Source organism: Massilia sp. Dwa41.01b, from assembly GCF_014171775.1.
Classification (GTDB): Bacteria; Pseudomonadota; Gammaproteobacteria; order Burkholderiales; family Burkholderiaceae_D; genus Telluria.
Map to the genome: position 1 here is coordinate 1,741,539 of NZ_CP050454.1, position 18,468 is coordinate 1,760,006.

22 protein-coding genes and 2 pseudogenes are annotated in these 18,468 nt (G+C 67.9%); 22 read left to right on the forward strand and 2 right to left on the reverse strand.

Features of this window, described 5'->3' with window-relative positions; all coding sequences use genetic code 11:
• The first annotated feature begins 4 nt into the window (after positions 1-4).
• From G4G28_RS07915 to G4G28_RS07945, 10 genes and pseudogenes are all read left to right on the forward strand, one after another.
• Positions 5-1,423: a mannose-1-phosphate guanylyltransferase/mannose-6-phosphate isomerase gene (locus tag G4G28_RS07915; RefSeq protein ID WP_182991527.1), complete on the forward strand. Its 1,419-nt coding sequence runs from the start codon at positions 5-7 to the stop codon at positions 1,421-1,423.
• Positions 1,424-1,656: 233 nt separating this feature from the next.
• Positions 1,657-2,460, forward strand: coding sequence for a PEP_CTERM-anchored TLD domain-containing protein (locus G4G28_RS07920; RefSeq protein ID WP_182991528.1), 804 nt, complete (start codon positions 1,657-1,659; stop codon positions 2,458-2,460).
• A 203-nt stretch (positions 2,461-2,663) separates the two neighbouring features.
• The gene (locus G4G28_RS28055; protein ID WP_308601957.1) at positions 2,664-3,236 is read left to right on the forward strand and encodes a TIGR03790 family protein; all 573 of its coding nucleotides are present in this window, start codon (positions 2,664-2,666) and stop codon (positions 3,234-3,236) included.
• A 129-nt stretch (positions 3,237-3,365) separates the two neighbouring features.
• On the forward strand, positions 3,366-3,767 hold the full coding sequence (locus tag G4G28_RS28060; RefSeq protein ID WP_308602434.1) for a TIGR03790 family protein: 402 nt from the start codon (positions 3,366-3,368) through the stop codon (positions 3,765-3,767).
• Positions 3,768-4,219: 452 nt separating this feature from the next.
• Complete coding sequence (locus G4G28_RS25480) at positions 4,220-4,372, forward strand: hypothetical protein (protein WP_229507948.1); 153 nt, start codon at positions 4,220-4,222, stop codon at positions 4,370-4,372.
• A 56-nt stretch (positions 4,373-4,428) separates the two neighbouring features.
• Positions 4,429-4,632 carry a hypothetical protein gene (locus G4G28_RS25485; RefSeq protein ID WP_229507949.1) on the forward strand — a complete coding sequence of 68 codons (204 nt, stop codon included), beginning with the start codon at positions 4,429-4,431 and terminating at the stop codon, positions 4,630-4,632.
• Positions 4,602-6,011: a hypothetical protein gene (locus tag G4G28_RS07935; protein WP_229508136.1), complete on the forward strand. Its 1,410-nt coding sequence runs from the start codon at positions 4,602-4,604 to the stop codon at positions 6,009-6,011. The genes G4G28_RS25485 and G4G28_RS07935 overlap by 31 nt, the downstream gene beginning before the upstream one ends.
• A 19-nt stretch (positions 6,012-6,030) precedes the next feature.
• Positions 6,031-6,297, forward strand: a pseudogene (locus G4G28_RS28900) (hypothetical protein); the annotation flags it as partial.
• Positions 6,298-6,412: 115 nt separating this feature from the next.
• Positions 6,413-7,186, forward strand: coding sequence for an endonuclease/exonuclease/phosphatase family protein (locus G4G28_RS07940; protein ID WP_183108220.1), 774 nt, complete (start codon positions 6,413-6,415; stop codon positions 7,184-7,186).
• A gap of 11 nt (positions 7,187-7,197) precedes the next feature.
• A complete protein-coding gene (locus G4G28_RS07945) occupies positions 7,198-7,785 on the forward strand; it encodes an NF038129 family PEP-CTERM protein (RefSeq protein ID WP_183108221.1) in 588 nt (195 codons plus the stop codon).
• 73 nt (positions 7,786-7,858) lie between these two features.
• On the opposite strand, the gene G4G28_RS07950 is transcribed toward G4G28_RS07945, so the two are convergent.
• Positions 7,859-8,005, reverse strand: a complete 147-nt coding sequence (locus G4G28_RS07950; RefSeq protein ID WP_183108222.1) for a hypothetical protein — start codon at positions 8,003-8,005, stop codon at positions 7,859-7,861.
• Between the two features lie 694 nt (positions 8,006-8,699).
• On the opposite strand from G4G28_RS07950, the gene G4G28_RS07955 reads away from it, so the two are divergent.
• From G4G28_RS07955 to G4G28_RS25495, 12 genes and pseudogenes are all read left to right on the forward strand, one after another.
• Positions 8,700-8,906: a hypothetical protein gene (locus G4G28_RS07955; RefSeq protein ID WP_183108223.1), complete on the forward strand. Its 207-nt coding sequence runs from the start codon at positions 8,700-8,702 to the stop codon at positions 8,904-8,906.
• A 162-nt stretch (positions 8,907-9,068) separates the two neighbouring features.
• Complete coding sequence (gene gspG / locus G4G28_RS07960) at positions 9,069-9,509, forward strand: type II secretion system major pseudopilin GspG (protein WP_182991532.1); 441 nt, start codon at positions 9,069-9,071, stop codon at positions 9,507-9,509.
• Positions 9,510-9,554: 45 nt separating this feature from the next.
• Complete coding sequence (locus G4G28_RS07965) at positions 9,555-10,739, forward strand: type II secretion system F family protein (protein ID WP_183108224.1); 1,185 nt, start codon at positions 9,555-9,557, stop codon at positions 10,737-10,739.
• A pseudogene (locus G4G28_RS07970) lies at positions 10,736-12,420 on the forward strand (GspE/PulE family protein). The gene G4G28_RS07965 and the pseudogene G4G28_RS07970 overlap by 4 nt, the downstream one beginning before the upstream one ends.
• A gap of 383 nt (positions 12,421-12,803) precedes the next feature.
• Positions 12,804-13,229, forward strand: coding sequence for a hypothetical protein (locus G4G28_RS25490; RefSeq protein ID WP_229507950.1), 426 nt, complete (start codon positions 12,804-12,806; stop codon positions 13,227-13,229).
• On the forward strand, positions 13,226-13,783 hold the full coding sequence (locus tag G4G28_RS07980; protein ID WP_183108225.1) for a PilN domain-containing protein: 558 nt from the start codon (positions 13,226-13,228) through the stop codon (positions 13,781-13,783). Before G4G28_RS25490 ends, G4G28_RS07980 begins: the two co-directional genes overlap by 4 nt.
• Positions 13,780-14,346 (forward strand): hypothetical protein, encoded by a 567-nt coding sequence (locus G4G28_RS07985; protein ID WP_182991535.1) that lies wholly within the window; start codon positions 13,780-13,782, stop codon positions 14,344-14,346. Before G4G28_RS07980 ends, G4G28_RS07985 begins: the two co-directional genes overlap by 4 nt.
• A gap of 46 nt (positions 14,347-14,392) precedes the next feature.
• Positions 14,393-14,893 (forward strand): hypothetical protein, encoded by a 501-nt coding sequence (locus G4G28_RS07990; protein WP_183108226.1) that lies wholly within the window; start codon positions 14,393-14,395, stop codon positions 14,891-14,893.
• Positions 14,877-16,910: a secretin N-terminal domain-containing protein gene (locus G4G28_RS07995; protein WP_229507951.1), complete on the forward strand. Its 2,034-nt coding sequence runs from the start codon at positions 14,877-14,879 to the stop codon at positions 16,908-16,910. Before G4G28_RS07990 ends, G4G28_RS07995 begins: the two co-directional genes overlap by 17 nt.
• Positions 16,907-17,407, forward strand: coding sequence for a prepilin-type N-terminal cleavage/methylation domain-containing protein (locus G4G28_RS08000; protein ID WP_182991537.1), 501 nt, complete (start codon positions 16,907-16,909; stop codon positions 17,405-17,407). Before G4G28_RS07995 ends, G4G28_RS08000 begins: the two co-directional genes overlap by 4 nt.
• Positions 17,408-17,409: 2 nt before the next feature.
• Complete coding sequence (locus tag G4G28_RS08005) at positions 17,410-17,790, forward strand: type II secretion system protein (RefSeq protein ID WP_182991538.1); 381 nt, start codon at positions 17,410-17,412, stop codon at positions 17,788-17,790.
• A gap of 94 nt (positions 17,791-17,884) precedes the next feature.
• Positions 17,885-18,031, forward strand: coding sequence for a hypothetical protein (locus tag G4G28_RS25495; protein WP_229507952.1), 147 nt, complete (start codon positions 17,885-17,887; stop codon positions 18,029-18,031).
• Positions 18,032-18,160: 129 nt separating this feature from the next.
• Here G4G28_RS25495 and G4G28_RS25500 read toward each other — a convergent pair whose 3' ends face one another.
• Positions 18,161-18,418 carry a hypothetical protein gene (locus G4G28_RS25500; protein WP_229507953.1) on the reverse strand — a complete coding sequence of 86 codons (258 nt, stop codon included), beginning with the start codon at positions 18,416-18,418 and terminating at the stop codon, positions 18,161-18,163.
• Between the last annotated feature and the right edge of the window lie 50 nt (positions 18,419-18,468).

The window sequence follows — 18,468 nt, forward strand, 5'->3', positions numbered from 1 at the left end:
ACGCATGAAAATTTACCCAGTGATCCTCTCCGGCGGTGCCGGCACCCGTCTGTGGCCACTGTCGCGGGCTGTGCTGCCAAAACAGTTGCTGCCGCTGGTTGCCGACAAGACCATGTTGCAGGAGACCGCGCTGCGCGTGGCCGGCCTGCCGGGTCTGATGGCTCCGCTGGTCGTCTGCGGCAACGACCACCGCTTCATGGTGGCCGAGCAGCTGCGCGCGGCCGGCATTACGCCGCTGGGGATCCTGCTCGAGCCGGTCGGCCGCAATACCGCGCCGGCAGTGGCCGCCGCTGCGCATTACCTGAAATCGATCGACCCGGAAGCGGTCATGCTGGTGCTGCCGGCTGACCACGTCATCACCAATCGCGAAGCCTTCAAGGATGCGGTGCTGCGCGCCGCGACCATGGTGCGCGAAGGCGGCCTGGCCACCTTCGGCATCGTGCCGCAAGGCCCGGAAACCGGCTATGGCTACATCCGCCGCGGTGCGGCGCTGGCGAATTGCGAAGACTGCTACCAGGTCGAGCGCTTCGTCGAGAAACCGGACCTTGCCACGGCCCAGGCCTTCGTCGCGGACGGCGGCTACTACTGGAATAGCGGCATGTTCATGTTTGCCGCCGAGCGTTACCTGGCCGAGCTGGCCCAGTTCGCGCCGGAGATCGCCACCGCCGCCGAGAAAGCCGTCAGCACCGGCTACCGCGACCTCGATTTCTGCCGCCTCGACGAAGCCGCCTTCTCGGGCTGCCCGTCGGACTCGATCGACTACGCCGTCATGGAGCATACCGGCCACGCCGTGGTTGTCCCGGCCGACATCGGCTGGAGCGACGTCGGTTCCTGGTCGGCGCTGTGGGAAGTGCAGCCGAAGGACGACAATGGCAATGCCCAGCGTGGCGACGTCTATCTCGACGGCGTCAAGAATTCGCTGGTGCGCGCCGAGAGCCGCATCGTGGCGGTCGTCGGCGTCGAGAACATCGTCGTCGTCGAGACCCAGGATGCGGTGCTGGTCGCGCACAAGGACCAGGTGCAGCGCGTCAAGCAGGTGGTCGACCACCTGAAATCGAAGGAACGTACCGAGCACCTGCACCACACGCGCGTCTACCGTCCGTGGGGCCACTACGAGGGCATCGATGCGGGCGACCGTTTCCAGGTCAAGCGCATCACCGTGAAACCGGGCGAAAAACTGTCCCTGCAGATGCACCACCACCGCGCCGAGCACTGGGTGGTCGTCTCGGGCACGGCCCGCGTGACCTGCGGCGACAAGGTCAGCCTGCTGTCGGAAAACGAGTCGACCTATATCCCGATCGGCATGAACCACCGTCTCGAGAACCCGGGCAAACTGCCGCTGCACATCATCGAAGTGCAGTCCGGCAGCTACCTGGGCGAGGACGACATCGTGCGCTTCGAGGATATCTACCAGCGCTCGTAAGATCAGGACAGCCGGCACTGCGCGGGAAGGACGCCTGCAGGGCCGGGGGACCGGCAGGGACGAAAGCGGGCGGCAACGCCCGCTTTTTTTCGTCCGTCGCGCCCGCGCGGGACGGCCACGCGCACCCGTGGCTTCCTCTACACCTTGCGCAAGGTTCCCAAGTCAACAGTGTGAGGGGGTGCGCCACCCCGGCATACAATGGGTTGGTCAGTGAACCCCGACCGGAGGTGATCATGAAGACGCTCCTTGCCCGTGGCCCGCATCCGCTGCCTCTTGCGCTGCGCCTTGTACTATCGCGTGCACTGTCCCGCGCGCTCGCGCTGGCACTGCCGCTAGTCCTGCCGTTTATCCTGCTGCTCGTTGCTCCGCCATCGCACGCCCAGACCGGCAACCCGCCGCTCGATCCCGTCCTCGAAGGGCAGCTCGAACGCTGGCTCGGCGCCGGCGACCTCATCTTCGATAACGTCTATACGCGCGCGCCTGGCGACGACTCGCTCGACTTCCACGCCGCCGCCGACGACCGGGGCCCGACTTTTACCCTGGTGCGCGTCAGCGATCCGGCAGGGCAAGCCTGGCTGGTGGGCGGCTACAACCCGCAAAGCTGGTCGTCCACGGACGGCTGGCACAGCACGGAACGCGATTTCCAGCGCACGGCCTTCCTGTTCAATTACACCGATCCCGGCGTCTGGCACCAGGTGCCGAGCGGCTTCGAACTACCCAGCCAGGGCGCTTTCCAGACCTTCAATGCGGCCGACCAGGGGCCGACCTTCGGCGCCGGCCCCGACCTCCTGGTCAACGACCGGCTCGATACCGCGCTGTCCTGGCGCCTGAGCTATGGCGACCCAGGCGGCGAGGGGCGCAGCATCATCGACGGATCGACCGGCGGACAGCTCTTCAGGATCGACGCGCTCGAACTCTACGCCATCGCGCCGATTCCGGAACCGGCCGCAGCCACCATGCTCGCAGGCGGCCTGGGCATGCTGGCGCTCGCCCTTGCGCCACGCATGCGCCGCCGTACGGTCGCCGTGCGCGCCTGATAGCGGGCCATGGCCCGGCCATCCCGCAGGCGTGGCGGCGCTGCAGCCTTGTCGCGTCCATGCGCCAGGAAACGGGTGCGGCCGGGCGGGGAGTTCCCGCGCGCGTTCGCGCTGCCAGCGGAAGGAGGCGCGTACTGGCGCTCCGGCGCGCCTCCGTGGGCGCACGGGCGCACGCCTGCGCGGCTGTTCGTGAGCCTGCTCCCATGGCTGCGCATCCGGATGCGCGTGTGGCGCGCACGCGTGTGCCGGCACGCGTGCTGGCAGGGCTGCTCGCGTGCCTATGTGCGCTGCCGTTTACCGTCCTGGGCGCCGCGCCCGAAACCGGCCTCGCCGCAGGCACGGCGCAGGTGGAAGCCGCCGCGAGCTCCGGCCTCGGTCCGCGCCAGCTGGCAATCGTCATCAACGACAACGACCCGGACAGCGTCGCCATCGGCAAGTACTATCGCGAGCGCCGCGACATCCCGGCCGCGAACGTGATCCATGTGCGCCTGCCACGCGAGGCCTCGCTGCCGCTCGAACGCTTCCGCGCGCTGAAGGAGGACATCGACAGCCGCCTGGGACCAGGCATCCAGGCCGTGCTGATGGTCTGGACCGCTCCCTACAAGGTCGGCTGCAATGCCATCACCGCCGCCTACACGCTGGGCTACGACGAGGCCTTGTGCCGCGATACCTGCGCTCCCGCCCGGCCCAGCCCCCTATTTCAATGCGCGCGGCCGCCGTCCCTACAGCGAACACGGTCTGCGGCTGTCGATGCTGCTGCCGATCGCGTCGGTTGACAAGGCGCGGGCGCTGATCGACCGCGGCGTCATCAGCGGCTTTCGCCTGCTACCCGCCAGCGCCTGGTACCTCAGTACCTCCGAGCGGCGCGCAACGCCCGCGCCGTTTTCTTTCCGCGCCCCGGCTATCTGGCGTCCAAGCGCCTGCGCATCCACCGCGTCCGGGGCGACGCCATCGAAGGCGTCGACGACGTCCTCGTCTACCAGCTCGGCAAGGCCGAGGTCGACAAGCTGGGCAGCCTGCGCTTCGTGCCCGGCGCCCTGGCCGACCACCTGACTTCGCACGGTGGCGAATTGCTGGGAAGCTCGCAGATGAGCAGCCTGCGCTGGCTCGAAGCGGGCGCGACGGCCAGCTATGGCACGGTAAGCGAGCCCTGCAACCACTGGCAGAAATTCCCGAATCCGGGCGTCCTCCTGCGTCACTATCTCGATGGCGACAGCGCCATCGAAGCCTACTGGAAGAGTGTCGCCTGGCCGGCCCAGGGCCTGTTCATCGGCGAGCCGCTGGCGACACCCTATCCGAAGCGATGAGTGGCGGCGCAAGCTGCACAAAGCGTCGCAGGCCGGACCGCGAGGTGAAGCGGACAAGGGCCGCCAGGGCCGCCATCGGCGCGTCGTGGCTCCGGCTTGTTTCGTGACCGGGTGGGAACACAGCCAGCACAGGGACCGCAATGCCGGCCCCAGCACCGACGCGAGTCGGCAGCCTACCGCCGCAAGACAGCAAAAACATGGCCGTGAAGTTGGACGACGCGCCGCCGTCTCGAGGGCCGGTGAATGCAGTCCCGATGACTTGCGGCAGCTTTATTTTCTTGTAAGAATCTCTTTTGAATCAATGTGTTGCCGGCTTACCTCATCCGGAAGTATTGCCGTGAGAAATTGTGTCATTCTCCTGTCAAATTGTAGATTTATTATTGTTTCTAGTAATAAAATGACTATAAGCATGGACAACATTGCTGCGCCCCACCATCCCTTTTAGGAAGCCCATGAAAATGCCCGTTGCAACCCCTACCTCCGCCGGCCGGCTGACCGTCCTGGCGGCACTGCTGGCCGGATTGTCCGCCGGTGCCTGCGCCGCGCCAGCCGATGTCGTCATCAGCCAGTTGTACGGCGGTGGCGGCAGCGCCAACTCCACCTGAACCGCGATTTCGTCGAACTGTTCAACCGCAGCGGCGCACCGGTCAGCCTGAAAGGGATGAGCCTGCAGTACCAGTCGGCCGCCGGCACCACCTGGCAGGCGGGCGCCTTGCCGGACGTAACGCTGGCACCGGGGCAGTATTTCCTCGTCGCGGGATCGGCGGGCACGGGGGCGACATCGGTCCGATCGACCATTCCTGGGGCGCCTCGCTGTCGGCCACGACCGGCAAGGTGGCGCTGGCAAAAGTCGACAAGGCGATGACGACGCCCGAGGGTGAAGCGATCGTCGACCTGGTCGGCTTCGGCACCGCCAACCGCTTCGAAGGCTTCGTCGCGCCGGCACCGTCGATCTCGACCTCGCTGCAGCGCGCAGCCCCGGGCTGCACCGACACCGACAACAACGCGGCCGACTTCACCGCCGCCACCGTCGTCGGCCCGCGCCGCAGCACGTCGCCCATCAACAGCTGCGGCGGCCCGGTGCAGCAGGCCATCGTGCTGTCCTGCCCGGCCGGCCTGCAGGCCGAGCAGGGCAGCGCCGCCAGCGCTCCCTTGTCCGCGCGCGACGAGGACAGCATCGTCAACAGCGCCGTCATCGAATCGGGCGCGGTGCCCGGCATCAGCCTCGACGGTTTCGTCGCGGCCGGCGCCATCGGCGCCAGCGCCAACGCCACCCTGAGCGTGGCCGCAAGCGTGGCACCAGGCAGCTACCCGGTGAAGATCCGCTTCGCCAACAACGACGGCCAGAGCGCCAGCTGCACCGTGCCCGTGCGCGTGGCCGGCCAGCTGAGCATCCCGCAAATCCAGGGCACCGGCCCCAGGACCGCCTACCACAACACCGTGCAGACGACCCAGGGCGTCGTCACTGCCGTGGTCGGCAGCGGCTTCTTCCTGCAAGACCCGAAGGGCGATGGCGATCCGGCCAGCTCGGACGCGATTTTCGTGTTCGGCAGCAGCGCCGGCCTGGCCGTGGGCGACCTGGTGCGCATTACCGGTACCGTGGTCGAATACACCCCAAGCGGCGCCAGCCGTTCGTACACCGAATTCAAGGACCTCGGTGCGGTGACGAAACTGGGCAGCGGCCCGGCGATTGCACCGGCCAATGTCGCGCTGCCGGACGCCGACCTGGCCCGCTTCGAAGCCATGCTGGTGCGTTTCACCACACCGCTGACGGTCAATGGCAACGCCTACCTCGCCGAGCGCGGCGAGCTGACCTTATCAAGCGGCCGCCGCGAAATCCCGACCAACCGCTATCCGGCCGGATCGCCTGAAGCCCGGGCGCTGGCCCGCGACAACGCGGCCAACATGATCGTGCTCGACGACGGCATCTTCACGACGCCGGCGCAGATTCCCCTACCGGGCCAGGACGGCACCGTACGCGCGGGCGACACCGTCACCGACCTGACCGGCGTGCTCGACTTCGGCGCCATCGGCGGCGGCGGTGCGGCCTTCAAGGTGCAGCCGACCGTGACGCCGGTGTTCTCGCACCAACGAGCGCTTGCCTGCACCCCGTGTGGCAAGCGGCAACGTGAAGGTCGCCAGCGCCAACGTGCTGAACTTCTTCACCACCTTTACCAACGGCCAGGATGCCTGGGGCCGCACCGGCCAGGGCTGCACCATCGGCAGCCGCACCAGCGCCGGTAACTGCCGTGGCGCTGACAACATGGCCGAGTTCGTGCGCCAGCGCGACAAGATCGTTGCCGCCCTGTCGGCCGTGAATGCCGACGTCGTCGGCCTGATGGAAATCCAGAACAACGGCGATACCGCCGTCGACTACCTGGTGCAGCAGCTGAACGGCGTGATGGGTGCCGGCACCTACGCGGTCGTGCCCAAGCCGGCCGCGACCGGCACCGACGCGATCCGCGTGGCCATGATCTACAAGCCGAAGGCGGTCAGCCTGGTGGGTGGCGCACTGTCGGACGGCGACATCGTCAACAACCGCGCACCGATCGCCCAGACCTTCAAGGCCGGCAACGGCGGCAAGTTCTCGCTGGTCGTGAACCACCTGAAGTCGAAGGGCAGCTGCGGCGGCGCCAGGGGCGGCGATGCCGACAGCGGCGACGGCCAGGGGCTGCTGGAACGCCAGCCGTGTCGAACAGGCCGCACGCCTGCGCGACTACTTCCTGCCGCAGGTCGTGGCTGCCGCCAACGATCCGGACGTGCTGGTGGTCGGCGACATGAACGCCTATGGCATGGAAGACCCGATCCGCCTGCTGAACGCGGCCGGCTATGTCAACGAGATCGAACGCTTCGTGCGTCCGCAGGGCACGCCTTACTCCTACGTGTTCGGTGCCGAAAGCGGCTACCTCGACCACGCGCTGGCCAGCACCAGCCTCGACGGGCAAGTGGCCGGCGTGACCGAATGGCACAACAATGCCGACGAGCCGGAAGCGATCGACTACAACATCGAGAACGGCAACACGGAACCGTACGTGAAGGACGCTTTCCGCGCCTCGGATCACGACCCGGTGGTGGTCAGCCTGAACCTGGCGCCAACCTATCTTGATGTCACGACGTCAAGCTCGATCACGCGTTCGGCATTGCTGCTGAACCGCGCAACCGGCAAGTACAGCGCCACCGTGAAGATCACGAACACGAGCGGCGCGGTCCTGACCGGTCCGCTGCACCTGGTGCTCGAAGGCCTCCCGAGCGGCGTGACGCTCGACGGCAAGAGCGGCGAGCAGGGCGGGGCGCCTTATCTCACCCTGCCAGGCGCATCGCTGGCGCCTGGCGCCACGGTCAGCGTCACCACCACCTTCACCAACCCATCGAAGTCCAGCATCGGCTACACGCCGAAACTGTTCACCGGCACTTTCTGAGGAAGCGATCCATGTTCAAGCTGAAAAACCTGTTCACCCGTGCGCTGCTGGCGCTGATGCTGGCAACGGGCGCCGGCGCGGCGCTGGTCGGCCCGACCTACCACGTGACGGTCGACACCCGCGGCTATGAGGGCAGCGGCACGCTCGACTTCCTGTTCCTCGGTTACGACACCTCGGCGCCAGGCAATGCGTTCCTGAGCAATTTCACGGGGGACTATGGCAGCGACAGCGCCTTCGAAGGCGATGCGAGCGGCGCCATCGACAGCGGCGTGGTGCTGGGAACGAGCGACTGGTACAACAGCTTCGCGCAATCGGTGAACCTGGGCGGGCGCTTCGGCTTCGACCTGCGCTTCGACGTCGGTCCAGCCGGCGGCCCGCTCGGTTTCAGCGTCGGCCTGTTCAGCGATGCACTGGGCCAATACCTGGGCGCGGACGCCACCCTGGTCTCGTTCGAGCTGAGCCCGGGCCAGCCCGACCTGATCGCACTCGACGCCTCGCTGGTACGCGTGGCCGAGGTGCCGGAACCGGCGGGCATGGCCCAGCTGGCGCTGGGACTGGCATTGATGGCCTGGACCGCTCGCCAGCGCCGCAAGCGCTGATCGCGCGCGCTGGCCGCTTCAGGAGAAGCACACCGGACTCGCGTCCGGTGTGCTTTTTCATGGAAGAGCGGAATCAGCTGCCGGCGCGGCGCATCGCATCGAGGCGATAGGCTTCGGCGTTGCCGTCGATGATGCGCAGGCCGGCGCAGGGCCTGGTCGGCGCAGTCGGGCAGCGGGGTCTTGCCGACCGACGCCGGGTCGACCGAGATGTCGACCACATGGGTCGCCGCGGCGCTCTGGACAGGGGCATTCATGCCGGTGGCATCGGTGCCGCCGCAGGCGCTCAGGGCGCAGGCAAGGGCGGTAAGGGAGAGCAGGGAGCGGAGGATATGGGTATGCATGATGGCGTTGAGACGGGCTCGTCAGTGATGGATCTATTGTAGCTAGGAATTTTTTCCTTGGGTCAATAACTTTCTGCCGTTGGCCGAAGAAGAAAGATATTGAACGCGAGATAGCATACAGATAGGCGAAGATGAATGCTGATTGTGGGAAATATCCTACAGGAAACAAAAAGTGCGATTAGGAATCATTTTCGATGGCCGTCGCATGGACGCTACACTCCTGTCGCGTTCAAAAACCACGTTCATGTGCGGCGCATGAATACTGCGTGCACGCTTGACCCGACAACGCGGGAGCGTATGATGAGCACATGAAAAAACTTGCCATTCTCCTACTACTGGCCTTGTCTGCCTGCAGTACCCGGGCAGACGATCCGGCGTCCGCCTCAAGCACGGGGCCTGCCTCTGAGCCGGCCACTGCCGCCAATGCCGCCACTGCCGCCAATGCCGTGGCCATGCCTGCCGGTGCGCCTGGGGCGAAGTCCGACTTGCTGGCCCAGATCCAGGGCGAAAATAGGCACGGCCGCATGCAGCAGCGACAGCCAGTGCCAGTCATCCCGATCGGCGCCAAGGCCTGTGGCGGCCCGGCCAGCTACCTGCCCCTGGTCGAGCGCGCAGACGAACGGCGCCGAACTGCAGGCGCTGGCCGACCGCTACCGCGACGAGCAGCACGCCAGCAACAAGCGTTCGAACATGATCTCGAACTGCATGGTGGTGGCTCCGCCGGGCGTGGCCTGCCGCGCCGGCACCTGCCAGGCGGTTGACGCCACGGCGCCGCGGTAAGCAGACCGCGGGGTGCTGGTTCGGGGGATCCCCATGCCGCCGGCACGGGGTGTGCAAGGGTGTGCAAGCGGCGCAACTTCGGCCGGTTTGGCGTTGCCTCATGGATAACCCCATGGTACTCTGCTGGGACGCGGCCGCCTGGCCGAATCAGGAGTCATCTGGATGTCGCAAGCACCACTCGCCGGACCGCGTCGCGGACTGAAACAAGGTTTTACGCTGCTCGAATTGCTGGTCGTGATCGTCATCATCGGCCTGCTCGCCGCCTACGTTGGTCCCAAGTATTTTTCCCAGCTCGGCAAGTCGGAAGTGACGATCGCCAGGGCGCAAATCGACGCTTTCGAGAAGTCGCTCGACACCTACCGCCTCGACGTCGGCCGTTATCCGACGGGGGAAGAGGGCCTGAATGCCCTGATGGCGGCGCCCGCCAGTGCCGGCGCCAAGTGGAACGGTCCCTACCTGAAGAAGGGCGTGCCGCAAGACCCCTGGGGCCATCCGTATCAATACCGTTCGCCCGCTGCCAAGGGAGAATACGAAATCATCTCGCTCGGCCGCGACGGCCAGCCTGGCGGCAGCGGCGACAACGCCGACATTTCCTCGCTCTGATTTCCGTTCCCTTTCCTTCTTCACCACACATCCGGGCACGTCTTCATGCAGTTCGCAGTACGCACCCTTGCGCCCGACCTCTCGATCTCCAGCCTCGTGGTCGATGCGCTCGATGAAACCGACGCGCGCCGGCAAATCGAGGCGCAAGGCCTCTTCGTCAGCGACATCGCGCCGGCCGGCGGAGCGGTAGCGCGCACGCGCGGCCCGAAGCTCTCGCTCGTCCTGTTTTCCCAGGAATTGCTGGCCCTCCTGAATGCGGGCCTGGGCATCGTCGAAGGCCTGGAAGCGCTGCTGGAGAAGGAAGCCAATCCCGCCGCGCGCGCCGTGCTCGAGCGCCTGCTCGCCGGCCTGCGCGAAGGCAAGCGCTTTTCCAGCGTGCTGGCAAGCCAGCCGCAATTGTTCCCGCCGCTGTATGTCGGCATCGTGCGCGCCGCCGAAGGCACCAGCGACCTGCCGCGGGCGCTCTCCCGCTATATCGACTACCAGCAGCGCATCGATACCGTGCGCGCGAAAATCGTCAGCGCCTCGATCTACCCGGTCATCCTGCTGTGCGTGGGCGGCGGCGTGTCGACTTTCCTGATCGGCTATGTGGTGCCGCGCTTTGCCGAGGTCTACCAGGGTGCCGGGCGCAACCTGCCGTGGATGAGCCAATTGCTGCTCGAGTGGGGCCAGTTCGCGGCCAGCCACGGCACGGCCGTCCTGCTGACGCTGGGCACTGCGGTAGCGGCTGCGGTGCTGGGCGTACGCCGCATGCTGCGTAGCGGTGGCATCACGCGCCTGCTGGCGCGCCTGCCCGGTATCGGCGAGCGTGCCCGCATCTATGAACTCTCGCGCCTCTACCTGACGCTCGGCATGCTGCTTGAGGCCGGCATCACCATCGTCGGCGCCATCGAGACGGTGGGGCCGATGGTGTCAGGCTCGCTGCGCGCGGCGCTGACGAACGCGCGCCTCGCCATCGAATCGGGCCGCCCACTGTCGGACGCCTTCGAAGCACATGGCCTGACCACGCCGATCTCGCTGCGCATGCTGCGCGTGGGCGAACGCACCGGCGACATGGGCCCGATGCTCACGCAATCGGCCGCCTTCTACGACGGCGAAATCAGCCGCTGGATCGACCGCTTCACGCGCACCTTCGAGCCGCTGTTGATGGCGGCCATCGGCCTGGTGGTGGGCGCCATCGTGGTGCTGCTGTACATGCCGATCTTCGACCTGGCGGTAGACATGTCGTGAGTGCGTCCATCCTCGCTCCGGACCTGCTGGCGCGTGCGCGCCTGCAAAGCCGCCAGTCACAGCGCCCGCTCGTGGCCGAACTCGAGGCGCTGACCGGCCTCGATCCGCGCCAGCTCGTCGGCGCCCTGGCCGAGCCTTTGGACTCTCGGTCATGGAAACCACCGAGATGCTGAGCCAGGAGCCGGCTTTCGACCTGCTGCCCTTGGCGCAGGCACTGGCGCGTCACTGCGTGCTGCTGCGCGGTCCGAACCGCGAACTCACCGGCGTGATCGCCGATCCGTTCGACCTGGACCAGCAGACCTGGCTGTCGAACCGTGCCGGCGCCAGCGCACGCGCGCCACTGCACCTGCGCCTGGCGCTCGCCTCCGACATCCAGGCCTATCTGTCGCGCCAGGAAGCCTCGGCGCGCGCAGTCGACAGCATCGTCCCCAGCAGCGGGGATGGACGGCGCGACGGCAAGACCGCCGCCGTGCTCTCGTTCGCCTCGGTGTCGGAAGCGGGCAGCCCGGCCGTCAAGCTGGTCAACTCCACGCTCTACGATGCCCTGAAAGCCGGCGCGTCCGACATCCACCTGGAGAGCACCGCCGGCGGCCTGGCTGTGAAATACCGCGTCGACGGGGTGCTCGACCATGCGACCACGGTCGGCGGCATCGAGCTGGCCGAACACATCATCTCGCGCCTGAAGGTGCTGGCCGAACTCGACATCGCCGAGCGCCGCATCCCGCAGGACGGCAGTTTCCGGGTCGAGTCGAACGGACGCGACATCGACCTGCGCGTCTCGATCATGCCCAGCATTCATGGCGAGGATGCGGTCATCCGTATCCTCGACAAACGCGCCATGGTCGAAGCCTATGGCGCGCTGACGCTGGAAGCGCTGGGCTTTGACGCGCCCTCGCTGGCGACCCTGCGCGCCCTGGCCCAGGAAGCCTATGGCATGCTGCTGGTGACAGGGCCGACCGGCTCGGGCAAGACCACCACGCTATACGCGGCGCTGACCGAAATCCACAACGGCCGCGAAAAGATCATCACCATCGAGGACCCGGTCGAGTACCAGCTGCCGGGCATCCTGCAGATCCCGGTCAACGAGAAGAAGGGACTGACGTTCGCGAAAGGCCTGCGTTCGATCCTGCGCCATGACCCGGACAAGATCATGGTCGGCGAGATCCGCGACCGCGAAACGGCGGAAATCGCGGTGCAATCGGCGCTGACCGGCCACCTGGTCCTGACGACCGTCCACGCCAACAACGTGTTCGACGTGTTCGGCCGCTTCACCCACATGGGCATCGACCCGTACGCCTTCGTGTCGGCCCTGAACGGCATCTGGGCCCAGCGCCTGATCCGCATGAACTGCCCGCACTGCGCCACGCAGTACGACCCGAGCGAGGCGGAACTGGCCTCGGTGCGGCTCGAGCGCATGGAGGTCGCGGACTACCTCTTCATGCGCGGCAAGGGCTGCGGCGATTGCCGCGGCACCGGCTATCGCGGCCGCCGCTCGATCGCCGAGATATTGACCCTGAACGACGAGATCCGCGAGCTGATCGTCGACAAGCAGCCGATCCGCCGCATCAAGGCCGCCGCCCACGCGAACGGCACCCGCAGCCTGCGCCTGGCCGCGCTCGATCTGGTCAAGCGCGGCGCGACCACGCTCGAGGAAATCAAACGGGTGACCCAGCATGCCTAGACTGCCCGGACAAAGCCTGCGCCTCGGCGTCGACCACGACAGCCTGGCACTCGTGCGCCACAGCCGCCTGTTCGGCGCGGCCAGCACCGTGCTGGCTGAAGCCCGTATCGCCGATGCGAACGACGCCGCCGAACTGCTGCGCGGCCTGCGCCAGCTGGGGGAGGTCGCACCGCTGGCGCACTGGCCGGTGAGCGTGGTAGTGGCCGACGAACTGGCGCGCATGTGGCAGGTGGCGCCGCCGCCTGCGGCCGCGAGTCCCGCCGACCTGGACGCCGCCTGCGCGATGCGCTATCAGTCGCTGTTCGGCGCCCCCAGGCGGCTGGACGATCGCCGCCGACTGGCAGGCGGGGCAGCCCTTCCTGGCTGCCGCGCTGCAGGACGGCTTGCTCGCGACGCTGCGCGAATGGTCGCGCGAATCCCGCTGCCACCTGATGCAAGTCGTGCCTCAATTCGTCGCGGCGATGAATGCCTGGCGCCGTGCGCGCCGTCCCGGTGCCTGGTTCGGCCTGGTGCATGGGCAGGTGCTGAGCATCGCGGCCTACGAGGGCCCGCGCCTGGCTGCCCTGCGCAGCACCGTGGTGCCCCCTGGCGCCGGCCGCGACTGGCTCGCCAGCCTGGTCGCGCGCGAGGCGCTGCGCGTGGGCGTGGCGCAGCCGGAACTGCTGCAGGTATGCGGGCCGGCGCCGCGCGCCTGGGGCGGCAGCGACGACAAGCTGAAGTTCGCCTGCACGCTGCTGGGCGGCGAGAGCGATGACACCAAAGGCCATTCCGGCATCGTGCGCCTGGCCTGTACCGGGAGCGCCGCATGAAGCGCGTGCGCCTGGATTTCGCACCGCCCAGCCTGCGCCGCACGCTGTACCTTGCGCCGGCCTGGGCCTGGGTGACCGCGCTTGGTGCTGCCGCGCTGTGCCTGACCGCGCTGGTGCAGGTGCTGGATTACCGCGAGGCGCGCGAGGAGGTCGATGCCCAGTGGGCAGCGATTCGCGACCGCGCCGCGGCCTCGCAGGTGCAGGCGGCGGTGCCGCCGCTGGCCACCCGCGCGGCGCCGGTCGGTGCCCAGCAGGCCGTCGCCGTCAACGCGGCCATCATGCAGCTGAACCTGCCCTGGCGCGCCCTGCACGATGCCGTGCGCAGTGCAACACCCGCGAACGTGGCGCTGCTGGCGCTGGAACCGGACGCGAAAAAGCGCGTGCTGCGCATCACGGCGGAAGCACGCAGCAGCGACGACATGCTGGCCTACGTGGCGGCGCTGGGACGCGAGGAATGGTTCGGCGCAGTCACCTTGGCGCGCCATGAAGTGCAGGAGCAGGACCCGAACCGGCCCGTGCGCTTCCAGGTCGATGCCGAGTGGGGGACCCCATGATGCCGCAAGGGGGTAACGCGCTCCTGCGCATGCGCCTGGCGCTGCGTGCCACCAGTGCGCTGCTACTGGCGGCCGTGCTGCTGTGCGCGGCGGCGCTGGCGCTGCTGGCCTGGGTACTGCCGGCGCGCGACAAACTGGAACGGGAGCGCGCCGAAGCGGCGGACATCGCACGTCGCCCGCCAACGGTCGCGGCGCACGCGCCTGTCGTCGACAACGCCGCCGCCAACCTGGCGCTGTTCCAGGCCGCGCTGGGCAACCCGCGCCACCTCGAGCGCGAGTTGAAGACCCTGTTCGACCTTGCCGCGAAAAGCGGGCTGCTACTCCGCCAGGGCGAGTACAAGAGCGGCTACGACCGCAACGCGCGTCTTGCCACCTACCAAGTCAGCCTGCCGGTGAAAGGGAGCTATGCCCAGGTCTGGCAGTTCGCGCTGCTGGCGCTGCGGGCCATTCCCTTCGCCTCGCTCGACGAGGTCAGCTTCCGGCGCGAGGCCATCGGCGAGCCGACAGTCGAAGCGCGCCTGCGCCTGACCCTCTACCTGCAAGACACGCGAGGGGCGCCATGAAGCGCGCTTCCATCAAGCCGCGCCACGTCGTGCTGGGCGTGGCCCGGTGCTGGCGGCGGCGCTGGCCGCCTTTGGCGACCGCACGCCCGAGAGCGAGGTGGCCGAAGCCGTCGAGCGCGCCCCGGCCGCCGCGCAGGCGCCATCCACGCCGGCGCGTGCGTCCACGCAGGAAGCCAAACCCGCACCCGCGATCGCCCGCCTGCTGCCGCGCGAGGTCCTGATCGGCGACGCCAGGGTCGGTCTGAAGGCCGGCAGCCGCGACCCGTTCGGCCGCCAGGACTGGACACCGCCGCCGCCACCGCCACCGAAACCGGCGCCACCCCCGCCGCCCAGCGCGCCGCCGCTCCCCTTTACCGTGATCGGCAAGGCGCTCGAGGACGGTGTCTGGGAAGTCTACCTGGCCAGCGGCGACCGCACCCACATCGCCCATGAAGGCGGCGTGATCGAAGGGGCCTGGCGCGTCGATCGCATCGCGCCGCCCATGATGACCCTGACTTATCTGCCGCTGAACCAGGTCCAGCAGCTCAACATTGGAGTATTCGAGTAATGAACCGTTCCCGCATGCGCGTCTTTGCTGCTGTGCTGGCCGCTACGCTGCTGGCCGGCTGTACCGCGCAGCGCGCCTACCACGAGGGCAACGCGCTGGTCGCGCGCCAGGAGGGTGGGGGCAGGGCTGGCCAAGTACCGCGAGGCGGTGGAGGCCGATCCCGCCAATCCGCTCTACCGCGCCGCCCTGCTGCGCGCGCGATGCCACCACCACGCGCTTCATCGAGCAGGCCGAGCGCGAGCTGGCGGCGGGCCGCGCCGATGCCGCGCGCGCCGCCTACGAGCAGGTGCTGGCGGTCGATCCGGCCAACGAGCGCGGCCGCGCCGGCATGCGCCAGCTCGAGGCCGACCGCCGCCATGCCGCCTGGCTGGAAGCGGCGCGTGCCGATATCGAGAAGAAGGACATCGCGGCGGCACGCCGCAAGCTGGCCGACATCCTCACCGAGCGTCCGGGCCACGAAGCGGCGCGCCTGCTGCTGGCCGAACTCGACGAGAAAGAGGCCGTACCGACCGCCGACACGGCGCTGGCCGCGGCCTTCCGCAAGCCGATCAGCCTGGAGTTCCGCGAGGCGCCGCTGCGCCAGGTGTTCGAGATCATCGCGCGCCATTCGGGCCTGAACTTCGTCTTCGACAAGGACGTGCGCTCGGACGGACGCACCTCGATCTTCCTGAAGAACAGCACCGTGGAAGCGGCAGTGCACTTCCTGCTGGTGACGAACCAGCTCGAGCGCCAGGTCATGGACGGCAACACCATCCTGATCTTCCCGAACAGCGCGGCCAAGCTGAAGGAATACCAGGAGCTGACGGTCAAGACGTTTTACCTGGCCAATGCCGATGCCAAGAGCATCGCCAACACCTTCAAGACGATCCTGAAATCGCGCGACGTCGTGGTCGACGAAAAACTCAACCTCGTGATCCTGCGCGACAGCCCGGAGGCAATCAAGCTGGCCACCCAGCTGGTGGCCCTGCAGGACGTGCCCGAGCCGGAAGTCATGCTCGACGTCGAGGTGCTCGAGATCAAGCGCTCGCGCATCATGGACCTGGGCGTGGCATGGCCGCAGAGCCTGGGCTTCGCGCCCCTCATCGGTGGCAATGGCGCGCCCTTGTCGATCGACGAGCTGCGGGGACTGAGCAGCAGCGTGATCGGCGTGTCGGGCGTGAGCGCCACCGTCAACGCCAACAAGACCGACTCCGATTCGAACACGCTGGCCAATCCGCGCATCCGCGTGCGCAACCGGGAAAAGGCGAAAGTCGTCATCGGCGACAAGGTGCCGAACATTACCGCGAACTACTCCACTGGCGGCGGTGGCCTGAACAATGTCCTGACCGAGTCGATCAACTACGTCGACGTGGGCCTGACGCTCAACGTCGAGCCGACCATTTACCTGAACAACGAAGTCGGTATCCGCATCTCGCTCGAAGTGAGCAACCTGGTCGACACCGTCACGACCGGGAGGGGCGCTGTGGCCTACCGCATCGGCACCCGCTCGGCGCAGACCATGCTGCAGCTGAAGGATGGCGAGAACCAGGTGCTCGCGGGCCTGATCAACAGCGAGGACCGCAGCAGCGGCAGCAAGGTGCCGGGCATGGGCAACCTGCCCATCCTGGGCCGCCTGTTCGGCAGCACGCGTGACGCCAACGACAAGACCGAGATCGTCCTGTCGATCACGCCGCACCTGGTACGCACGATCCAGCGCCCGCCGGCCGGCGCGTCCGAATTTTCAGCAGGAACGGAGGCCAGCTTCCGCCGCCGTCCCGATACCGCGGTGCGCCTGCCGACAGTGCAGCCTGGCGCGCGTCCGGCCGCGATGCCGATCGCTCCGCCGCTGGGCCAGCCGGCCACGCCGCCCGGCGTGCCGCCGCAGGTGACCGGCGTTCCCCTGTCGCAGCCGATCGGCACGACGCCGCCGCCGGCACCCTACACTGCGCCCTCGGGTGCGCAGGTGACGCCGGTACCGGCGCCGGCCACGCAGCCTTTGCCGCCGGCCTCACCCACGCAGCAGCCGCCGACGCAATGAAACTGGCCGTATTCAGTCGTGAGCCGACGCGCAGTTGCGGCTTCACGCTGATTGAACTCCTTGTCACGCTGGCGATCCTGGCGCTGCTGGCGACGCTCGTGATCCCGGTCGGCCAGACCGTGGTCCAGCGCCGCAACGAGGCCGCGCTGCGCCAGTCGCTGCGCGAGATCCGCGGCGCGCTCGACGCCTATAAACGCGCCAGCGACGAGGGCCGCGTGAAAAAGGCGGTGGGCGCCAGTGGTTACCCGGAGCGGCTCGAATTGCTGGTCGAGGGCGTGCTTGACCAGCGCAGTCCGAAGCCGGCGAAAATCTTCTTCTTGCGCCGCCTGCCGCGCGACCCCTTCAATCCCGATCCCACGCTGGCCGACGCCCAGACCTGGGGCAAGCGCAGCTATGCCAGCGAAGCCGAGGAGCCGAAGGAGGGCGACGACGTCTACGACGTATATTCGACCTCCACGCGCGTCGGCCTGAACGGCATTCCCTACAGGCGGTGGTGAGCATGACCAGGAGACTCCGTGGCTTTACCCTGATCGAGCTGCTGGTGGTGCTGGCCATCGTCGCGCTGCTGCTCACCTTGGCCGTGCCGCGCTTCTTCCCCAGCGTGGACGGGGCGAAGGAAACCATCCTGATGGATAACCTGAGGAGCGTGCGCGCGGTGATCGACCAGTTCCATTCCGATACCGGGCGCTATCCGGACTCGCTGGAGCAGCTGGTGGAGAAAAAATACCTGCCACGCTTGCCGGTCGATCCGATCACCGAGAGCGATACCACCTGGACGATCGTCCCGCCCGAGGACGACAGCACGCCCGGCGCCGTGGTCGACATCCACAGCGGCGCGCAGGGCAACGGGCGTAACGGCCGTCCCTACGCGCAATGGTAGTGGCGCGCACGCAGGGGGGCGAAGCCGGCTTCACCTATGTCGGCCTGATCGTCTTCGTTGCCATCCTGGCCCTGTGGGCGCGGCGACGCTGAAGGTGGACAGCCTGCTGCGGCGCGCCGCCGCCGAAGCCGAACTGCTCGAGATCGGCGCGGCCTATGGCGAAGCGCTGCGCTGCGCAGCTATGCCGCGGCCACGCCGCGCGGCTTCCCGACGGCGCCGCCGACCCTGCAGGATTTACTGAAGGACCCGCGCTTCCCGGGCGTGCGGCGCCACCTGCGCAAGATCTTTGTCGACCCGGTCACGGGCCGCAGCGAATGGGGCGTGGTCTACCGGGCAGCGGGGGCACAGGCGGGGTCGGCGTGCTGGCGGTCTACAGCCTGTCGCAGGCCCGCCCGCTGAAGATCGGGAATTTCGACGCGCGCTTCCAGAACTTCGAGAACAAGGAACACCTGTCGGACTGGAAGTTCACAGCTGCCGGGCAAAGCGTGTCGAGCGCGGCGCCGGTCGCAGGATGGCAGCCCGGACAGCCGGGAAAGCCGGGGCAGCCGGGCCAGCCCGGCACGCCGCCGACGGTTCCGCCGCCTCCCGCCACGCCGGCGCCACCCGAACCGGCCGAACCGCCGGCCACTGAGCCTGTCGAGCCCCCGCGCGAAAGGCCGCCGGAACCGCCACCGGAGC